Source organism: Phaeodactylibacter sp., assembly GCF_040219495.1.
Classification (GTDB): Bacteria; Bacteroidota; Bacteroidia; order Chitinophagales; family Saprospiraceae; genus Phaeodactylibacter.
The window spans coordinates 20,735-40,987 of the sequence record NZ_JAVJSK010000140.1; the positions used below are offsets into that span (position 1 = coordinate 20,735).

The window sequence follows — 20,253 nt, forward strand, 5'->3', positions numbered from 1 at the left end:
AAGTTCTTATTTTTGGGGCTTCACCACAATGGTTTCCCACCCATCGTAGGCACCGCCCAGTTCTTCTGCCAGCTCGGTGAGCCCCCAGGTCAGATCATGGATGTATGGGGAATGAATGCTATCCTGCCGCATAAAATGGATACCATAGGGCATACCCGCCTGATCCAGAGTATCATAACCGATAGGCTCGAAGCGATAGCGCTCCAGTGAGTCCCGGAAAACACTCCGGGCTTTGGTGGACTTGAAGTACGCCCAGTGCTCAATTGGGCGGGGCTGCGACAGGGGGTCTCCCGCTTCCTGCAGGCGGATCAGCACGCCATCGTTATTGATTTCTGCCTGCTCCTGCTCCCTGGGGAAGAGTTGCGTACTGTAGGTTGCCCAGGTTTCGTCAGGGGCAATCTTCGCCTCTACCTCTCGTTTGGTGTAGGCGGTTACAACTTCCTGCGCCAATGCATCTGCCTCGGGCTCGGCGCGGAGGTAGAAATACAGCCGTTTTTCTCCGGGCACGACCATACTCCCTGCAAAGACCCCAAAATTACCCCGCTCCAGCTTTTGCAAGAGCTGACCCTGCAACTCATTAGCCATCTTTGTTTCGGCTTCGGTTGGGAATCCGGTGGGCAGCGTCTCCTCCGCTTTGACAATCACCTCCAGCAGCCGTGGGTGGGTCTCCAGCGGGGCTTGCTCCGACCAGCCCTGATCGACCGTGATCACCTGCGGGCCGTTTGCCTGCTGCCGCAAAAATACAGACCAGCGTTCTTCGTGCGCGGGCAGAGGAGGCGCCTCGCTCTTTTGTTGTTGCGGGCCCACATCGCCACAACTCCATACGAGCAGCACCAGTCCCAGCAGTAACCTATTCAAATATCTCATATCTTTATTTTATAGCGTGTTGAAACTTTAGTAATCGGTCTGCTTATACTTCGTCCCGAAAATCCTTCCCGCAAACTGCGGGACAGGCTATCCAACTCAGGCTATACTCCGGTTTTCGTACCTCGTCTAACCCAAAAAACTGCTAGCTTTCAACTAGAAGACCAAAGTCCCAGCACGCTCTTAGTCTACCGTAAAGGTAAGCCCATCGTAGCCAAGTGCTACATTTTCGGGCAGTTTTTGGGAAACCTCCTGATGCAGGCCCATCCGGTGGCTCATGTGGATCAGGTACGCCTGCCGGGGCGATAGCTGTTCGATCAGGGCGAGGGCCTGTTTCAGATTGAGGTGGGAATGATGCTCGCTGTGGTGGAGTGCACTCAAAACCAGGGTGTCGAGGTTTTTGACCTTTGCAAACTCCTCCGGCGCAATGGTCCTGACATCCGTCAGGTAAGCGAAGCCACCCAACCGGAAGCCCAGCACCGGCATACGCCCATGCATTAGCTCTACCGGCCTGACCACCTGCCCTTCCACTTCAAACGGGCTCGCCTTGGAAATCCGCCGCAGCTGTACCTGTGGTGCGCCCGGGTAGCGGTTTTGTGTTTCAAAAATGTAGGCGAAGCGCTGCTTCAGCTCCGCTTCAACAGCGACAGTGCAGAATACGGGCATATCCATATCATTGCGGAAATTGAAGGGCCGCACGTCGTCTAATCCAATGATGTGGTCATTGTGCTGATGGGTGATCAGAATAGCGTCCAGCCGGCTGATACCCGCCCGAAGCATCTGCGCCCGGAAGTCCGGACCGCAGTCGACGGCAATATGCTTATCGCCAACCTGTATGAGAGCAGCCGTCCGCAAACGTTTGTCTTTGGGGTCGGCAGACTGGCACACGTCACAATCACACCCAATGACCGGTACGCCCTGTGATGTGCCTGTGCCCAGTAAGGTAATACGCTTTTCGATAGTCCCTGTTTTTTATTAGCGCTTAATGCGTCGGGGATCATTACAGGGTTAAAATGGCTCTTTCCTTCCCACTGCACTGACCCGGCGCATCAAGTCTACTGAGTTGATGCCTGCTCAGGTAAATTATAGCCATATTTTTCAAAGATAGCTCTCGCCGCTTCCGAAAACAAAAAGGTAAAGAAAGTCAGGCTTTCTTTAGAGTGGTGCGTACTGCCGTACCGGGTGATGACGACGCCCTGCTCAATGGGGGAGTAGCTATCTCCGGGCAGCTCCAACCAATAGCCTTTGCCTTTCATTTCGGGAGAAAGGACCACCGATTTTGCTGTTAGGCCTACATCTACCGCTTTAGAGATGATGTATTGATTGGTCTGTGCAATGCTTTCGCCGTAGACCAGCTTGGGCTCCACTTCATCCAGCACCCCGTAGTGCTCAAAGTAGCGGATGGCCTGTTCACCGTAGGGCGCATTCCTTGGGTTGGCAATAGCCACTTTGACCACATCATCGCCGAGTAGGTATTCCGGCGATACCTCCAGGTTGGTTTTAGACAGGCTCCAGGCTACCAGTGTTCCGTAGGCATAGACCTTGACGCCGCCTGCCGCCTCATTTTGTTCAATCAAATAGTTGGGGTACTTCATATTGGCGGAGACGAGCAGGTCGTAAGGGGCACCCTCAAGAATTTGAGCAGTTAGCTTTCCCGAGGAACTCACGACCGTTTCGGCTTTAATCTGGGTTTGGTCTTCAAATTCCTGGACTAACTCTTCCATCGCAAACTGCAAATTAGCAGCAGTCGCGACGGTAATTTTCACAGGCGGTTCCGACTGAGTTTCACCTTTGGCGGATTCGCCTGCGGGGCTGCCACAGGCACTGAGCAGAGCGGCAACGCCCCAACAGAGAAAATACTTTATGCACTTCATCATAGTTGTGTTTGTCCGTATCAAATAACATTAGAGCTTATGGGGATTTTACTTCTGGCGGCGTTCGCTCCAAAAGCAAAATCCCCATAAGCTCTTACAGTCTGAGCGTTGCTCCACCCGCCCGGGAATGGCGCATGCCCAAACCGCACGGTCTCCCTGGGCTTTGGACGCAGAAAACAATTAGGCCCGATCGGCTCCAACCGCCACCGGCCCATTAGCTGAACCTGCCTGGAAGAGCGTACGCCCTCCATCGGCAACAGCAGAATCGGCTGTTGCCCGAAAAGGCAGAAGCCCCTCAACCCTGCCCGGCGTTTACGCCTGCGTTGCTATTGAGACCGATGCCTTTACGGCAGGTTGCCAGCCGTAAGACCGGGCTCCTTCCTGAACACCAGGCTCCCGGACAACTCCTTTGAGGAAAAATGTGCCTTCCGGCTGCTGTACGCTTTCCGTTTTTTGCCCCCGGTGCAGCGCCTCGTAAGTAGCGTAGTCGAGTGCCTGCCGCTGCTCCAGCCTTGTGCCCAGCTCAAAGTGCCCGGCCACAGTTTTCCAATGCTCGCTTACTGTAGCCGCGAACACCTTAGACTTAGAGCCGCTGCCGTAGGCGAAAAATCCGATTTTTTTGCCCGTCAGCGATTGATTTTCCTGCAGGTCGGCTTCGAGTGTACTCATCAGGCCCAGAAATAGTGAAGACGTGTAGAGGTTGCCTACCAGTGAAGACGCCCGCTCTCCTTTTTCAATCTTTTCCGCCACAAATTTCCGGTACCGGTCTGTCTTCGTCACTGCGCGCAGGTAGCCGGCCACTGCTTTTTGGTAGGCCGCTGTCGAATCAAAAGCCCCTGCTTCCGGCCAGGACTGGCCAATCAAGCTGGCGGTGCGTTCCCAGTCGCCTCTTTTCAGGCTTTCCTCCCGGAAGATTTCCGAAAACATGCGACGAGCCTGATAGGCGTAAGGCAAGTGGAAAACCAGGCGGTGCCAGTCGTCTGTTACCGGTTCTTTTTCCGGTAAGCCTGCGTGCCGTGCATAGTGGCGCATCGCCTCGCCAATACGCTCCTGATAGCAATCATTGGAATAAGGGCCATCGAACACCGGGGTGTCGCGGTGCACTTCCACATAGGCATCGGGGTGGTGCAACACGGAATTGACCTGTGCGGGCTCCAGCTTTTCCAGCAATGCTTCTGCATCAATACCGGAGACTCCGGCCAGCTGAAGCACCTCTTCTATGATTTGCTTTTTGGAAAACCGGCGCACCGGTTTGAAGAAATCGTGCACCGGGCGGGAGGCAACGCCCCAGGGCTCCTCAAGTGACAGCAGGCGAGGCTGCCGCTTAACCAGGACCGCGATCGCACCAGCGCCCTGCGTGTATTCCCCTCCTGAGTTCAGCTCGTACCGGGCTACATCAGACCCAACCACAATACCGATACGGTCTTCTCCGCTTTTTACCCAGTCCAGAGTATTCTGCAGGGCATCCACTGCGCCTATGCAGGCGAAGGTCATGTCTACTACATCGCAGTTGAGCAATGCATCTTTGCCGTGCGTAGGCTCGAAGTACTGATTGAGCATATCGAGGACGTAGGTAGCCATTGGCTTGGAGCCATCCAGCGCGCTCTCGGTGCCCATATAAATGCGGCCGATTTGCCGGGGCTGCAGCTCATTGCGCTGAAGCAGCTCAAGCACCGCATTAGCTGCCATAGTGGCCACATCTTCATGCGCATCGGGTACGGACATAGCCGCCAGGCCCAGCCCTTTATTCAGCTTTGCATACTCCAGGTTCCTGGCATTGGCCAAGTCTTCAATAGGCAGGTACAGATTGGGGATGTAGGCTGCCATATCGTCAATGCCTACCGTATTCATTCCATGCATAATCCCTTGATTTTAATGGTTTTGATGCCCGGTAAGCAGAAAGTATGCTGCTTCAACACCGGTGTGGCATCAGGTCTGATGGTTTGATTGGCTTTTTTGGCTAGGAAAAGTAAGGTTTCAGACTGGAAGACTAAAGTCCCAACACACTCTTAAACCCAAATAAAACAAGGGTTCAAACAAAAAGGGATCATTTTGGTTTGGAGCGGCCCTGTTTTTTGAATGGCTTACTTAAAGCGTTCATAAATTCCGTCGATAGCTTTTGCCAGGTCCCGGTCTTTGTCCGTCACCTTATTCCCCGCATCGTGGGTGCTCAGGGCGAAGTCTACGGTGTTGTACACATTGTGCCAGTCGGGGTGGTGCTGCAGCTTTTCAGCCTGGAAGGCCACTTCGGTCATAAAGCTGAAAGCTTGGGTGAAATCTTTGAACTTAAACGTCGCTTTGAGCTGATCATTTTCTTCTTTCCACATGATATACTAGATTTTATATGTACCCATTCAAGCCTGTTTGCCGTCAAATGTTCAGCATAAAAGCAGAAATCTGGCAACCCGCTTCTATCTGTTGCCGGAAGCATTTTCAAGGCGCTGTGCCAAACGGCTGCCAAACCTGAAGTTCGCAGTGTACTTATATTTTGCCAGGACCGGGGGCGGGGCATTAAAATCTTCGCCGAATCTGCGGTTTTTTGCGGAAAAAATGCGACTTTAAGCTTCTAAAACTAATCTACATTGACAGGACGTTGATAAAATAAACCGTCATCGCCGCCCATTAATAACATATTGTACTTTTAAAAAACCATTGAGATATGAGAATGCTATTCCTAACCGCGATACTGCTACTTGCCTTTGGCACAACGGCAACCGTGCAGGCGCAAGAGTTATCCAAGGACGAGAAAAAAGAGTGGAAGAACAAAGCTAAAGAGTACAAGCGTAACCCTGCTGCTTTGAAGACACTGTCCGAAAGCGTGGACCGCTACAAGCGGGAAGCCAATGAGTACGCTGCCCAGATTAACGAAATGGAAGCTGAAAAAGCAAACCGCCGCGCCCGCGTAGCGCAGCTTGAGCGCGAGAATGCGCAACTACAGGACAAACTGGCCGCCACGCTCAACGAGATGGATCAGCTGAGCATGGTACCGCCTACTCAGCCTCAGATGGGCAATACTACTATGCAGGGGCTGATTTTCCGTGTTCAAATCGGCGCTTTCAAGAAGCTCAACATCCCTTCTACCCTGGATGGAGACGACGACAACATGGACCTGGAAATGGTGGATGGGCTGCAGAAAATTATTATCGGGAAATACCCGGATATTGAAAGCGCGGACGCGCTGCGCAATCACATGCAGAAACTCGGCATCAAGGATGCCTGGGTCGTGGCTTATCAGGATGGAGTACGCGTTCCCGTGGAAAGTGTAGTGCCAGGGTACGGCCAATAAGATCAGGATCAGTGGGCTGTTGTCTTTTTGGTAAAGCCAAAATCAGCAGCCCACTCACTCCGTATTACCTTCTCTTTCCTTTATTGCTCTTACCCCGGCCGCCGCCTTTCCTGAAATTCCGTCCTTTGCCCCCACCGCCACGGCCTCCTTTGCGAGGTTGCGGTTTTGCATCCTTAAGCTCTTCGGGAAGCGGCAGGCGCTGTACTTTACGTTCTATCAGGTCCTCGATACGCTTAAAGCGGTGTATATCTTCCCCGTTGATGTACGTGAACGCCATGCCCGAAGCCTCTGCCCGTGCGGTACGGCCAATACGGTGCACATAGTCCTCCGCATCGCCAGGCACATCAAAGTTGATGACGGCATCAATCCCTTTGATATCGATCCCCCGGGAGAGGACATCTGTGGCCACAATCACGGGCTTATTGCCACTTTTGAAGGCATGCAGCTGTTGTTCCCGCTCTTCCTGGGTAAGGTCAGAATGAATTGCACCTGCATCTATGCCTTTGCGCTGTAGAGACTGTGCCAACTCCTTGACCGTCTTTTTGCGGCCGGCGAAGATGATCACCCGTTCCAATCGTTTGTTGGTTTCCAGGACTTTCTCCGTCAGGGCTATCTTGGCGTGGTCTGCCACTTCATAAGCCAGCTGAAGAATATTCTCTGCGGGCTTGGAGATGGCAATATTGATTTCTTTGGTGGGCCCGCTCAGGATTTGTTGCGCAAACTTGCGGATTTGACTGGGCATCGTTGCTGAGAACAGCAGGTTTTGCCGCTCCAGTGGCAGTTTGTGAACAATATTCATGATAGCCGGCGCGAAGCCCATATCCAGCATCCGGTCGGCCTCATCCAGAATCAGGTACTTCAGACCGCTAAAGTCTACGTAACCCATATCGATGTGGGAGGTGAACCGCCCGGGCGTTGCCACAATAATGCTGGCACCGCGTTTCAGGGCTCTCTTTTCCTGCTCCATCGCGTGGCCGTCCCTGCCACCGTAGATGGCAATGGAACTAATGGGTGTAAAGTAGGAAAGGGCTTCCAGCTGCTGATCCACCTGCATCGCTAACTCCCGGGTAGGCTCAATGATCAGCGCCCGGACTTTATCGTCGGTCGACTCTTTGCTGAGTTCGTTCAGTACAGGCAATAGGAAGGCTGCTGTTTTTCCGGTACCTGTTTGTGCACAAGCCAGGACGTCCTGCCCTTCCATAATGGGAGGGATAGCCTGTTCCTGAACCGGGGTTGCATCTTTAAAGCCCATTGCGTCAAGACCTTCCAGCAAGGAAGGTTCAAAACCAAATTCGTTAAATTTCAAAGTATCTGTATTATTTTGTATCGCTTACGAGCATGTTGGCGCTCTGCTTTTGAAGCCGAAATGCCCTACATCGGGTGCTCATGAAGCCATTTTTGAGCTTCGTACCGCGTACCGCAAAGTGCGGTAGCTGCGCTACGGAGGAAAAAAGGCTGAAGTACGCTCTTAATACGCAAATTTGCGCTAAAAACAATTAAAATCAGCCATTTCTTACGTAATAACTGACACAAAGGTACTTCTAATGCCATAAATCCAGCGCAATTACTTTCATTCGCTGCTATTTACCTGCACCATTGCTTTGTACCTTTTCGTCGACAACTGCTCCATATCGGTCTATTGAGCTGTTATTTTAAACAACAAATAGTTGACCTACTAGGTTCTTAACGTAAATTACGCAGAGTAAGACGATTTCACCATGCAATACCATAAATCTTTTCAGACTTCCAATAATAACCCCTTCAGCTCCCTCATTGGTGTGGTGCTGGGCATTCTTTTTTTGCTGGGCCTCTTCTTCGTTGCCCGCTTCATATTCACCATTCTGTATTACCTCTCGCCGGTTATGCTGATCGCGGCCCTGGTGCTCGACTACAAAACGGTGACCGGCTATGGAAAATGGCTGATAGACAAAGTGAAGACCAACCCCTTGCTGGGTATCGGCGGTATTTTGCTGACGGTCCTGGCGTTCCCGCTGGTCTGTTTGTTCCTCCTGAGCAAGGCGCTGTTCAAGAAGAAAGTCCGGGAGGTCGAACAGGAAGTCGAGCGGCAGCAGGAAGGTGAATACACTGAATTTGAAGAACTCGATAGTGAGCCCATGGACCTCAAACGGCTGCAGGAGCAGGCCCGCGAACGGCAAGAGCCACAGCGCCGCAACGATTACGATGATTTTTTCGATAGCCAATCCTGAATATGGCTGGCCTAATCGTCAGTTGTGCTTGCTTTGCCCTGGGGTTAGCCTATTTTTTATTGATCCACTGGGTGTTGCGGCATTGGAATGCCCTGCCGGTATTCGAGGCTGTTACCGACCTCCCTTCACCAAGTACGACCGTGCTCGTAGCGGCCCGGAATGAAGCCGCTAATATCAGTCTGTGCCTGAGGGCGCTCTCCCGGCAATCGTACCCCGCCGGCCGGCTGCAAATCGTTGTTATTGATGACCACTCTACAGATGCCACTGCGGCTATCGTAGCACAACACCCCTTCCCCAACCTTACCCTCCTTCGCCTGCCCGATGGCCGGTATGGCAAAAAGGCAGCCCTGGAACTTGGAGCAGCCACTACTCAGAGTGCTATCATCCTCACTACCGATGCGGACTGCCAGCCACCGACAGATTGGGTTTGGCATCAGGTGCAACACTTGCAATCAGGCCAGCTCAATGCCTCCACCGGCCCCGTTGTGCTGACCGGTACTGACAGTGCACTTTTTCGCTTTCAGGCACTCGATATGGCGGGTATGATGGTGCTGACCGCTGTAGGGCTGCGCACCAATACCTGGACCCTCGGCAACGGCGCCAACCTAGCTTATTACCGGGCGGCATTTGAAGAAGTGGGCGGTTACACGGGTAACCGGGCGACTGCTTCGGGAGACGATATTTTCTTGATCGCAAAGATCAATACCCTTCACCCGTACCAGGTCCAGTTCCTGAAAAACGCCAACGCCGCAGTGCCCACCCCGGCGGCCCCTGGTTGGCGGGCGTTCTTCAGGCAGCGCCTGCGGTGGGGCACCAAAAATGCGGCAGCACCTGCCAGTGCGGGCACTACGCTGGCTTTAGGCATTGCCTTCCTGCTAAGCTGGTCCATTGTACTCTCGCCTCTGCTCTTTTTTTGGGTAGGTAAGGTGGCCCTGCTTTTGTTTGTGTTGTTGCTGGCTCTTAAATCCTGGGCAGACTACCACCTGCTGAAAACGGCCAGCCGCTTTTTCGGACAGCCCCGGCTGTTGAAATCTTTTGCCGTATCAGAATTATTGCACATCGCCTACATCGCCCTGACCGGCATAGCCTCTTTGTTAATTAGGCAGTATAGATGGAAAGGCAGGACTGTGCGGTAAGCTAGTAAGTCTGGAAAAGGTTGAGGTTGAGCACCTGTGCGATGGAATACCCACCCGGAATGGTAACTGACTTCGCCCTTTACCCTTCAACCTCCCTTGTTACTCAGCTCTTCCAGACGGGTCTTAAAGAGGTACTTCGGGGTAGAGGCATACAACTCTTCGTACCGTTGCTGTGCTGTTTTTCTATACTGCTCCACTGTAGGGAGCAACAGGAAGAGCTGGTAGTAGATAGCAGCTTCCTGTTCCAGGTCATCCACTTCCTGCAACAAGTTTTCCAGCGATTGCAGCGCGGCAGCTTTTGCGCCATGCGCATGTTGCTGTTTGGCCCGCAGTATCCGGGTTTCAAAGATCAGGTCCGGGTTGCCCAGGGCTTCTGCTATGGATTGGGCTTCGTCTGCTACGGGTTTGAGTTCCTCCAGGCGATTAAGCGCCAGAAGAACCAGGCCTTTCTCAGACAGGCTCGATCCGAGTACCAGGCGGTTATTGATCATCCGGGTGACTTCAATAGCCCGGTTGTAGTAATGCAGGGAACGGTCGTAGGCTTTCGTAAAGTAAAAAACATCCCCCAGGGTATTCAGCGCTTTCGCAATACCTTTCTGGTAGCCCAGCTCTTCGCTGAGCATGAGGTTCTTTTGCAGGTACTCAATCGCCCGCTGAAAATGCCCTTCAATACTGTACAGTTCACCGATCAGGCCCAGCGCAATAGCGGTACCCTGTTTGTCTCCCAGCTCTTCGCACAGTTCCAGGTCATGCTGGAAGTTCTCCATCGCCCGCAGGTAGTCGCCTTTACGCTCGTACACACTGCCGATGCAGCCGATCGCGATTGAGGTCAGTTGCTTGTTGCCCAGCTCTTCGCTGAGGGCCAGCCCCTTTTGGTAGCTTTCCAGAGCTTCGTCGTAGTCTCCTTTTTCGAAGTATACGATACCCAGGTTGGTAAACAGGTTGGCCATACCCTGCTTATCGTTATACTGCTCGCTTATTTTCAGCTGCGCCAGCTGCCACCGGATGCCCTCATCGTAATTGCCCTGATTCATGTGGGTAAGGCCGAGGTTAGCTGCTACCTGTGCGCTGCCGGTAGGGTCGGAGCCCTCCTTATCCGTGCTGAGGCTTTGCTCAAAGTAGCCTTTGGCCTCGTCGTATTTGCCTTGCCGGAAATAAAATTCGCCCAGGCTGCCGTAGGCCTTTGCTTTGCCGACTTCATCTTCAATGGATTCGAATAAGCCTGCCGCTACCTGAAGGTGATTTTGTGCACGGCTATAGTCGCCCTTGAGCATCAGGAGCCTGCCGAGATTGTTGTTGGCCTGCCCCAAAAGAAGGACATCCCGGGTTTTTTTGGCCAGGCCTAGTGCTTCCTCGTACGTCTTTTCGCACTCTTCCCAATTCCCAATCAGCTCCAAAACCTTGCCTTTATTGAGGTAGGTCTGAATCTGGTCGGCATTATCTTTCTGCTTGCCGAGCTTGTTGAGCAGCTTTTCGTAATAATCCAGCGCCTGCTGATTTTGGTAATTGCTGCGGGCATAGTCTGCTGCCTTTTGCAAGTACTCGCAGGTCTTGTTAAAGACATTGGCCTGTTCGTAGTGGAACGCCAGGTCGGCGTAGCGCTCTTCCAGGTTGTCCGCATACAAATCTTCGATAGCTTCTCCAATGAGGCCGTGCAGCTGCTCCAGGCGGGTGCGGAGCTGCATACCGTATACGGCTTCCCGCAACAGCGAGTGGCGGAAGATGTAGCGCAGCTCGTTCATAGCGTGCCAGATTTGCCCCTTCTCGGCCCGCTTGATCTGATCGCGGAGCACCGTAGAGGCAGCCCCGTTCTTTTCGGCAAAGCCATCCTGCTTGCGCATAACTGCCGTCAAAATAGGAACATCAAACTCCCGCCCAATCACAGCAGCAGCTTTGACCGTCTCCTTGACCAGTTCGCTGAGGCGGTCAATCCTAGCCGTGAGTATGGCATTGATAGAGCTGGACAGCTCAACGTCTTTATCGTGTATGGTCCACATACCTTTTTCCTGCACCAGCAGTTCGCGCTCGGCAAAGTATTCCAGCATTTGCTCCAGATAGAAAGGGTTGCTATTGGAAGTGCGCAATAGGGTTTCCAGAAAATCCGGGTGTATGGAACCGCCCACCCGCAATTCTGCAAACGCCTTCACGGCATCGGGGCTGAGGGTATTCAGGTCAACCTCAATGTGGGCCAGCTTGTACTGCTCCAGCAGGGAGAGTTCCAGTAGTTTGGGCTTGGAGCCATCGTCCAGATAACGGGAGGTAATGATGACCGCAATGGGGTAGCGGCTAAGCTGCCGGACGAACTCAGAGAGTAGCTCCCGGCTGTTCTCGTCCATCCAGTGCCCGTCTTCTACTTCTACGACTACCGGTTGTATCAGAGACTCCGCGATGAAGAGGTTGATGATGGAAGACAGGGTGTTTTGGTACCGCCCTTTAGCATCGAGGACATCCCAAATGGAGTCTTGGTAATTCAGCCCGATGAGGGCAGCCAGCACAGATTTGGTACGCAACAGCTCCCGGCGTACAGTTTTAGCTTCCGGCCGGTTGAGCGTTTCCAGGTCTTCCAGGAGTTGATTGTAGCGCTCCTCGAAGTGCTGGAAATTGGCCAGGGAGGTACTCTCCGGGTACTGCTCGAAGTAATTTTTCAGAAAAGTGATGAAAGGGTTGAAAGGCTTACGCAGAATCTGGTCAGCCTGGCAGGTATGCCATTGAACGAGCCCTTCTTCAAACAGAAGTTTTTTGAGTTCGTGCATGAGCCTGCTCTTGCCCACGCCTGCTTCTCCAAATACGTAAGCGACCCCTGCTGCCTGTTCTTCAAAAACAGGCTGCATGAAGGCTAAAAGGCTACTCAGTTCCTGACTCCTGCCGACCATCTGACTGGAATAGGCTGGGCGGGATTCGTAGTTGCGGCCGATCAGCTTATAAGTGGGCACATTACCTTTGATGCCTTTGTAGCGGATATCGCCCCGGTGCTGAAAGTTGAAATGATGGTTTTTCTGAATTTCGCTGTCCACGAGGACATCTCCCCATTTAGCGTGGGTCATCAACCGGGCAGCCAGGTTGACGCGGTTGCCGACTGCAGCGTACTGGCAGCGTTCCCGACCACCAACGATACCGGTATATGCAGTGCCAATTGTGATGCCCGCCCGATACTCCAGCCCGCTGTCCATTTGCAGTTGCCGCAGGTTCTCCCGAACACTGAAGATAAACTCCAGGGCCCGGTCATTGCTGTTTTCAAAAGAGACCGGGGCTCCAAAAAAGCCCACCATCACGCCTCCTTTGTCCCCGAAATCAACTTCTTTGAAATAGCCCGAGAAGTTGTGCATCTCTTCAATGACAATCGTAGCAAACTCATCTAAGGCTTCGTGGCTTTCTACGCCCTGGAAGGATAAAAAGATGGAAATAACGGTCCGGAACTCCCCTTCCTGCTGATAATCAGCTACCGATTTGGGCAGAAACTGCCGGGCTATGGCTTTATCCAATACGGTTTGTTCCACTGCTTCGGGCAACAAACGTTCGGCTTCGGGCAGTAAGCCCCAAACCTTATAAAACCCTTCTTCGATCTTTTTTAGGTAAAATCCTTCCTGCTTGAGCTGATGCCCCAGCTCTTCGTCTACCACAATATCCTGGTCCTCGGCTTTAACCTGGCACTCTGCGCACTGATCGATGGGCACCCCGCGGAAGTAAAAGGATTTATGGTCGGTTTTGCCTACAACCCCCCATTCTACCGTCCCAAAAGAAAGGCCGAACTTGATCCCAATCGTAAAGTTACTGAAACGGAACTCCCGCTTACTAAACAGGTGCCGGGCCAGCATAGCCACCCGTATGATGTCCTGCCCGCGTTCATTCGACCGTTCGGCAGGGAAAATAGCCGTGAAAGCATCGCCGGCAAAGTAGGGAATGAAGCCTCCCTTGCTGTAAACCAGATGCACGAGCGGCTCGAAGATGTCGTTGAGGACATTCGTCAATTGCTCAGCGCCCCGGCTCCCCTGCTGCATCAATGCCTCAGTAAGTGGCGTAAAGCCTGATAGGTCCACGAAAAGGGTATAGGCTTGCAACTGCCCCTGGGCTTGCCCTTCCTTAAACCGGTCTTGGATGAAATGTGGAATTAGGTTTTTCACAGATCGTTTGTCCTCGTTCTGTTATCAGTGTGGCAAATTACAAATTTTCCGGTTGGCGCACTAATTTGCATACGGACGGAAGCCCGATAATCCGGATCTAAGGGTGGTAACTTTGCAGAAAATACCTGGTCTGGACGGGAGATATGGGTTGTTCAATAGATTCTCAGATTGGTTTCGCGGGGTATAACGCTTAGGTTTTTAACTAAAGTATGTTTGACCAGATTAATTCGCAGCCCTTCTGAAGAAGTCCGGGGCTTTTTTTTATTTTCCATTCCTAAAAAATGGTTATTGCTATGCACCGATTGCTCGTCGCTACTGATTTTTCTCCCGCTGCCCGGAATGCTTTCGAGTACGCCCTGCACTTGGCGGCACACCTTCAGGCGGAAGTCCACCTGGTCTTTATCAACAAAACGGCGCAAGCAGAAACCACACTTCCCGAGCGGTACCATCGGGCACTTATAGCGCAGGACAATCGAGATCATGAAAAGAAGCTGCAACGCTGGGCTACGCATTACCCCGATCAGAAGGCCGGAACCGCTGCAAACACTCCCCTCCATTATCACGTATACGATGGCAACGTAGCGCCCGCTATCATCCGGGCGGCAAAGGAGGTGGAGGCTGATGTCATCGTGCTCGGTGGCCGGAATAAACACAACATCAGGGAACATTTATTTGGCAGCGTCACGACCCACCTCACCGGGCAAAGCCCCTGCCCCTTGCTCATCATTCCGGAAAAGGCAACTTACCAGCCCTTACAATCCATCGCTTTCGCTATTGACATTACCCTGGACGAACAGCGTGTACTGAAGCAGCTCCGGGAAATGGCCATCCCTCTGGGCGCAGAAGTACAGCCTTTTTTCGTCAATATGCTCCCGGAAGAACAAGATAAAATCAAGCTGGAACAGCTGGATGACGATGGGCAGCGCATCGATATGGTACGCGACCAGGAAGTGACAAGCGGCATTGCCTACTACCTGGAGCACCACCCGGTACAAATGCTGGCGATGTACATCCCCAAACGGGCTTTTCATGAGCACCTGCTGCATGGGCACCTGCTCCGGTACATGGCATGGCACACGCCCCTGCCCCTGCTCCTGGTGCGGGAATAACCTAATCAAAGGACCAGTAGGGCACCATCTTTTCCAATACCTCCGGCGGAATAGCCCGGATTTTGGCCACGTCCTCTACAGACTCAAAAGCGCCATGCTGCCCCCGGTAAGCGATGATGGCATTGGCGTGCTTCCAGCTCAGGTACGGATGCGCTTTTAAACCTGCAGCATCGAGCTGATTGATCCGCAAGCGCTTTACCGCTCCCCCGATCTGTAATCGGGGCCGGATTTGCTGAAAGGTGCTGTCTGGCAAACCGTAAGTCTCTCCCACCTGATCAACGGTGGCAAACCCACCCAGCTTATCGCGAAATCCACAAATCCGGCGGGCGTACGCAGGCCCAATACCAGGGATGGCCTGCCATTGCTCTGGCGTAGCCGTATTGATATCGATAGACGTTAGGGCTTTAGGGGCTTCCGGCTCGGTTGAGGGTGTTGACGCAGCGGCTGTAGACGAGGATTGCTCAGGCTTGGGCGAAGCCTGCCGGATTTTGACATAGGGCATTAAAGCCTCCGCCTGACCGGCCGGCAGCCCGTACACTTTTTGGAGGTCTTCGGGCTTCCTAAACTGCCCGCCTTTGTTGCGGTAATTGAGGAAGGTACGCACCGTACGCCCGGAGAGGCCCAGGAGCATCAGGCTGTCGCCGGAAAGGGTATTGGGGTCAAAGGAAAACCGCTGCGGCGGCGGTTTAGCTTTTGCAGCAGCCTGTTCCTGCCGGGCAGGAGCAGGGCGGTCCCTAATCCTTACATAAGGTGCGATGCGCTCATAGTCTTTGTCAGACAAGGTGTAGATATCCTGTAAATCAGCTACCGCCTCAAATGGCCTTACTTTTTCGCGGAAGCGCACGATCGTCGTGGCGGTCTTGCGGGAAAGCCCCAGCAACTGAAGGCTGTCGAGAGGCAAGGTGTTGGGGTCGAAGTGAAAAAGCTCCGGCTCCGGTGTGGCCGGCTGTTCATCCGCCTCCGGGGGGTAAAAAGCTGCGAGCTCCGTCTCAAAAGCCTCCAAATCGCCAGCAGGCGGAGTCACCCAGAGGGGGTACAACACAGGCAGGAGCGCGAGCAAAAGCACAAGGACGGCCAGTATCCAGGCACCATTGCGCTCGGCTTTGGTGTAGTAAAAGTAGTCTTTGAGCCAGTCTTTCATTCTGAGGTGTTTTTGAGAAAGGGTTGAACCCCGTTGGCGTTCAGCGTCACTGCTCCGCATGCTGCTGTATTGTAAAAAGGCAACCCAAGAGCCTGCGCCTGTTCTGACCAGGCTGCGGTGCGCCAGGGCGGATTGGAGCCATCGGCAATGAAGCAGCGGGTGTCCAGCTGCTCCAGAATAGTGTGCAGGTCTATGTCCGGTGCCTGACTAAGCACCACGGCATCCACCTGCAGGCGGCCTTCGCGGCCCAGTTGCCCGGCTTCTTCCAAGACCAACAGGCGTGTACCACCCAGTTGCCAGTAGCCATGCCGGCCCGCAACCTCCTTCGTACGCCCCGTTTGGCGGAGGTGGAAAACCGTATCCAACTGTGCCCGCCGGCGCCACCGGTGCCCTTCATTCGTGAAAGCCAGCGCCCCTTGTTCTAATGCCGGGCTGCTAATTTGCGTAATCCGCGGCCCCGTGAAGGCATCTACAGCGGTATGCTTGTAGACCTGATAGACGACCACTGCCCGCTGATGCAGGCTTTCCCACTTTTGCCAGGCATAGCTGCCCGCCACTAAAACAGCCAGCGATAAACTTGCTAGTACCCACCTGAATTGACGGGTCCGGTGTGCGAGGATAAGGCCTGCCAGGATTGCGTACAACGCCCACAGCCCGGCGACCCCTAGCCAGATACCTTCCAGCAGGCCGCCTGGCAGCTGCTGAATGACAAAGATGCCCGCATTGACCAGGTAGATGAGCCCGTATAGCGCTTTAGCCAGTAGGGCTCCCAAAACCGGAACACTATGAAAAGCCAACAGGAGGAGCGTCAGGGAAAGGATAAGGCCGGCAGCTGGCACCACAATAAGTCCCGAAAGCACGAAGTAGAGCGGAAACTGATGAAAGTAGTACAAACTGACAGGCAGTGTGCCCAACTGCGCCGCCAGAGAAACGGCCGAGAGCTGCCAGAGGTAGTCACCCAAACGGTTTTCGATATGCCACAGGCTGTAAATACGAGGCTGAAAGTAGACAATGCCGAGTACCGCCAGATAGGACAGCTGAAAACCTACGTGATAGAGCAAATGGGGATTGGACACCAGCAGCACTAGGGCTGATGCAGCCAGGGTGTTGTACACATTGGTGGTCCGCTTCAGGGCCAACCCAACCGCCAGAAAGCTAAACATCGTTGAAGCCCGCAAAACGGAAGGAGAGGCGCCTGTCAGTAGCGCAAATGACCATATCCCGATAATGATCAATATGGTTTTTGCCACTTTCCACCATTGCTGCCTCAGCGGTATGCGGCCCAGCAGCCCCATCAGGATCAGCTGTACCAGGCCGACGTGCAGCCCGGAGACCGCCAGGACATGCATAGCGCCCGTATTGGCGTAGGCGTTTTCGATCTCTTCTGTAAGGGCAGACTTATACCCCATCGTCAAGGCAGCGCCCACGGCGTATTCATTAGGCGTGGGCAGGTGTTTTTTCAGCAGGCGCAGCGCTGCTGTCCGAAGGTTGGCGGCCCGGCTCAGTAAGTTTGGCCGATGCTCCAGGAGCCTCCAGCTGCTGTCTGCAAAAACCTGATGATGGATATCGCGGGCCTCCAGGTACCGGCGGTAGTCAAACTGATCGGGGTTGAGCGGCGGGCCAACGGGGCGGACCTTGCCCCTGACCATGATGATATCGCCGGGAACAGGAGCGGCTTCGGGCAGGGGCCGGTGCAGATAGACCAATAGCCTGCCGGCGGCCGGTTGCGCCCGGCCAGAGGTCTCCGCCACTCCCGTAGCCCGCAAAGTGACCTTCAGGCGCTGCCCGGTGGGCACGGCATCTGTTACCCGGCCGGTCAGTACGGCGGGGGTATTCTCTTTCAGGTGGTATTGGAAATGGTGGTCATAGGTGCGCGAGTCGTGCAATACCGCTAAAGACCACCCCAAACCCAGGAAAACAATCATAACGAACAGCCCCGGTACCCACCTTTGCCGGAATACCCACTTTCGCCAAAGCGACCAACCCAATCCGGCCAGCCCAAGAAGCGCTGCCCCAAGCCCCGGCTCCCAACGCGGGATATACGCAGCTGCGCACACGCCCAAAATGATGGCCAGCAACAATCTCAACATGGGGGTTTCTCTCCAATTCATAGCGGGAGCAGAGCGTTTATAGAACTGAATTTATCAAATAAGGATCTGGTTTTGCTATCTAATGACTGAAGTAATGAGGTGGATCAGCCTCAACAAGCTAAAGCTTTTCTACTTTTGCCTGTGAACCATCCTCTATCTTTAAGAGCGTGTTGGGACTTTAGTAATCGGTCTCCAAACTACATTTTTTTGCTTATACTTCGTCCCGAAAATCCTTCCCGCAAACTGCGGGACAGGCTATTTAGCTAAGGCTAAACTCCGGTTTTCGTACCTCGTCTAACCAAAAAAGGGTTAGTTTCCGACTAGAAGACAAAAGTCCCAACACGCTCTAAACCGACTTGATGCCTCAAGTCTAATATAGGACAATTTTGAAAAACAAAGCTTAAAGTTTTGCGCAAGCCTCTTAAAGGCTAATTATCAACTGCGTAATCACGCCCTTTGGGTTAGGCCTGCTTTGTACGGAGCATCACTTGTTTAATTTGGTAAGCATTCAAATATTTGTTTATTTTCCACCTTGGATTTCAGAACGACCGGCAATAATGAACGAATTCAACGAGTATTTTAAGTCTGCTTTTACGGTGGATAATGTCATTTTTGGATTTGATGAAGGCGACCTTAAGGTGCTGCTCATCAAACGGGGAGAAGAGCCCTATCAGGGCAAGTGGGGCTTACCGGGTTACTTTGTGTACCCCAATGAGGACCTTGATACTGCTGCTAAGCGGGTCCTTGAAGAGCTGACCGGTTTGCGCAATGTGTTCCTTGAGCAGGTGAAGACTTTCGGTACCGTCAACCGCCACCCCTTTGGGCGGGTGATCACCGTTGCTTACTTTTCGCTCATTAAGATCAGCGATTATACTTTACAGCCTTCTTCCATTGCTCAGAAAGCCAAGTGGCACTCTGTTGCCGAGGTGAAGGGACTGGCTTTTGACCACAATGATATCCTGAATGCCTGCTTCAACCGCCTGAAGTGGTTGGTGCGCTCCCGTCCGGTGGGGTTTGAGCTGCTCCCACCCAAGTTTACGCTCACCGAGTTGCAGCACCTGTACGAGGCGATTTTGGAGACCAGCCTTGATAAACGGAACTTTCGTAAAAAAATACTGACGATGGACCTGCTCGTTGACCTCGAAGAGACGCAGGAAGGCGTAGCTCACAGACCGGCAAGGCTGTACCGGTTTGACCGCAGCCGGTATGAACAACTGCTGGCAGAAGGGTTCAGTTTTGAGCTAAAGGAAAGTAAGCGCAAGGAGCCCAATGCAGAAAAACAGTCCCCGCCTAAGAAGACAACACAGCAGATGGCTTAACCGCACCGTTCTTTACCACGACTCGCCGTAGGTATTGAAGATGGAAATATTCAGCTCTTCATGCTCCTCCCGATAGGTCTCTATCAGTGCTATCACGGCCGCTTTTTCATCTGCGCGCAGAGCGCGTTGAAAGCTGAAGGTAGTACCTGCTGCCGCTTCCGATTCAGGGAAAGTGATTTGCGCACCATCATTGCCAGATTCAAAGTAACCGTAATGCCCGTTCCGGAGCGTTTGCTCCTGAGTCAGCGCATTCAACTCGCTGATGAAGGACTCCGCAGCAGCCTTCAATTCTTCCGAACCTTTATAGTCTGCAAATCCCCAAACCGTAGGTGCCGGAATGCGGTACAGCCGCTCGCGCAGCGGGATAATGCCCCCGCCGGACTCTATTGAGATCTGGAAAAAGGAGTCGTACACGCTAAGTGAACCCTCTCCATTGAGGGTTTCCCGCAGCGCTAAAGAAAGAGGATAAACCCCGTTATTCAGGGTGCCTACTTCCACCACTGCCCGTGCCGGCTCCTCTGCCGGATCGCAATCGTCGGGCGCCAGAATTTCATTAATGTTCAGGGAAAGGACCTGACCAGCTTCCTGCTTAAAAGAAAAACTGATGCCTGCGCCTTCGCAACCTACTGACTCGATGGTCCGAAGCTTCCAGTTTAGGGACCGCTCCCCATTATCAAAAACCTCGCTGAGCTCCAGGTAAAACTCGTCCTCAATATCCGGTACGATTATCGTTCCGGAGTCTATGTTGCAACCGGCTATGGTTAGAGCTGCTAAAAAAAGGCCCAGGTAAATTTTTGTCATGTTCATTTTTGCTTTCCCGACGTCAAAGTATGGCATCAAATTTAGTTAGTAACGTGCTGTAATTCAAAATGCTGCCTGTAAACATAATAATCCTGATAGGGGAATACGGCTTATCGTTGCATCTAAGAGCGTGTTGGGACTTTAGTAATCGGCCTGCAAACTACACTTTTTTGCTTATACTTCGTCCCGGAAACCCTTCCCGCAAACTGCGGGACAGGCTATTTAGCTAAGGCTAAACTCCGGTTTTCGTGCCTCGTCTAACCAAAAAATTGTTAGTTTTCGACTAGAAGACAAAAGTCCCAACA

At 53.0% G+C, this 20,253-nt stretch carries 15 protein-coding genes; 5 read left to right on the top strand and 10 right to left on the bottom strand.

Features of this window, described 5'->3' with window-relative positions; translation table 11 throughout:
- Positions 1-6: 6 nt before the first annotated feature.
- From RIC19_RS22615 to RIC19_RS22635, 5 genes are all read right to left on the bottom strand, one after another.
- Positions 7-867, bottom strand: coding sequence for a DUF695 domain-containing protein (locus RIC19_RS22615; protein WP_350180652.1), 861 nt, complete (start codon positions 865-867; stop codon positions 7-9).
- Positions 868-1,047: 180 nt separating this feature from the next.
- A complete protein-coding gene (locus RIC19_RS22620; RefSeq protein ID WP_350180653.1) occupies positions 1,048-1,719 on the bottom strand; it encodes an MBL fold metallo-hydrolase in 672 nt (223 codons plus the stop codon).
- Between the two features lie 200 nt (positions 1,720-1,919).
- Complete coding sequence (gene modA, locus RIC19_RS22625) at positions 1,920-2,741, bottom strand: molybdate ABC transporter substrate-binding protein (RefSeq protein WP_350180654.1); 822 nt, start codon at positions 2,739-2,741, stop codon at positions 1,920-1,922.
- A 309-nt stretch (positions 2,742-3,050) separates the two neighbouring features.
- Positions 3,051-4,598 carry a hydroxymethylglutaryl-CoA synthase family protein gene (locus RIC19_RS22630; RefSeq protein ID WP_350180655.1) on the bottom strand — a complete coding sequence of 516 codons (1,548 nt, stop codon included), beginning with the start codon at positions 4,596-4,598 and terminating at the stop codon, positions 3,051-3,053.
- A 224-nt stretch (positions 4,599-4,822) separates the two neighbouring features.
- Positions 4,823-5,065: a 4a-hydroxytetrahydrobiopterin dehydratase gene (locus tag RIC19_RS22635; protein WP_350180656.1), complete on the bottom strand. Its 243-nt coding sequence runs from the start codon at positions 5,063-5,065 to the stop codon at positions 4,823-4,825.
- A gap of 332 nt (positions 5,066-5,397) precedes the next feature.
- Between RIC19_RS22635 and RIC19_RS22640 the strand changes: the two genes are divergently transcribed.
- Positions 5,398-6,024 carry a hypothetical protein gene (locus RIC19_RS22640; RefSeq protein ID WP_350180657.1) on the top strand — a complete coding sequence of 209 codons (627 nt, stop codon included), beginning with the start codon at positions 5,398-5,400 and terminating at the stop codon, positions 6,022-6,024.
- Positions 6,025-6,088: 64 nt separating this feature from the next.
- Here RIC19_RS22640 and RIC19_RS22645 read toward each other — a convergent pair whose 3' ends face one another.
- Positions 6,089-7,330, bottom strand: coding sequence for a DEAD/DEAH box helicase (locus RIC19_RS22645; protein ID WP_350180658.1), 1,242 nt, complete (start codon positions 7,328-7,330; stop codon positions 6,089-6,091).
- Between the two features lie 412 nt (positions 7,331-7,742).
- Between RIC19_RS22645 and RIC19_RS22650 the strand changes: the two genes are divergently transcribed.
- On the top strand, positions 7,743-8,231 hold the full coding sequence (locus RIC19_RS22650) for a hypothetical protein (RefSeq protein WP_350180659.1): 489 nt from the start codon (positions 7,743-7,745) through the stop codon (positions 8,229-8,231).
- A gap of 2 nt (positions 8,232-8,233) precedes the next feature.
- Positions 8,234-9,367, top strand: a complete 1,134-nt coding sequence (locus tag RIC19_RS22655; protein WP_350180660.1) for a glycosyltransferase — start codon at positions 8,234-8,236, stop codon at positions 9,365-9,367.
- 86 nt (positions 9,368-9,453) lie between these two features.
- On the opposite strand, the gene RIC19_RS22660 is transcribed toward RIC19_RS22655, so the two are convergent.
- Positions 9,454-13,488 carry a tetratricopeptide repeat protein gene (locus RIC19_RS22660; RefSeq protein WP_350180662.1) on the bottom strand — a complete coding sequence of 1,345 codons (4,035 nt, stop codon included), beginning with the start codon at positions 13,486-13,488 and terminating at the stop codon, positions 9,454-9,456.
- Positions 13,489-13,781: 293 nt separating this feature from the next.
- Between RIC19_RS22660 and RIC19_RS22665 the strand changes: the two genes are divergently transcribed.
- On the top strand, positions 13,782-14,597 hold the full coding sequence (locus RIC19_RS22665; protein WP_350180664.1) for a universal stress protein: 816 nt from the start codon (positions 13,782-13,784) through the stop codon (positions 14,595-14,597).
- A 1-nt stretch (position 14,598) separates the two neighbouring features.
- On the opposite strand, the gene RIC19_RS22670 is transcribed toward RIC19_RS22665, so the two are convergent.
- Both RIC19_RS22670 and RIC19_RS22675 read right to left on the bottom strand, forming a co-directional pair.
- Positions 14,599-15,738, bottom strand: a complete 1,140-nt coding sequence (locus RIC19_RS22670) for a ComEA family DNA-binding protein (RefSeq protein ID WP_350180665.1) — start codon at positions 15,736-15,738, stop codon at positions 14,599-14,601.
- Positions 15,735-17,849: a ComEC/Rec2 family competence protein gene (locus RIC19_RS22675; RefSeq protein ID WP_350180666.1), complete on the bottom strand. Its 2,115-nt coding sequence runs from the start codon at positions 17,847-17,849 to the stop codon at positions 15,735-15,737. Before RIC19_RS22675 ends, RIC19_RS22670 begins: the two co-directional genes overlap by 4 nt.
- A 536-nt stretch (positions 17,850-18,385) precedes the next feature.
- Between RIC19_RS22675 and RIC19_RS22680 the strand changes: the two genes are divergently transcribed.
- A complete protein-coding gene (locus RIC19_RS22680; protein WP_350180667.1) occupies positions 18,386-19,147 on the top strand; it encodes an NUDIX hydrolase in 762 nt (253 codons plus the stop codon).
- A 12-nt stretch (positions 19,148-19,159) separates the two neighbouring features.
- On the opposite strand, the gene RIC19_RS22685 is transcribed toward RIC19_RS22680, so the two are convergent.
- Positions 19,160-19,948: a hypothetical protein gene (locus tag RIC19_RS22685; protein ID WP_350180668.1), complete on the bottom strand. Its 789-nt coding sequence runs from the start codon at positions 19,946-19,948 to the stop codon at positions 19,160-19,162.
- Positions 19,949-20,253: the final 305 nt, after the last annotated feature.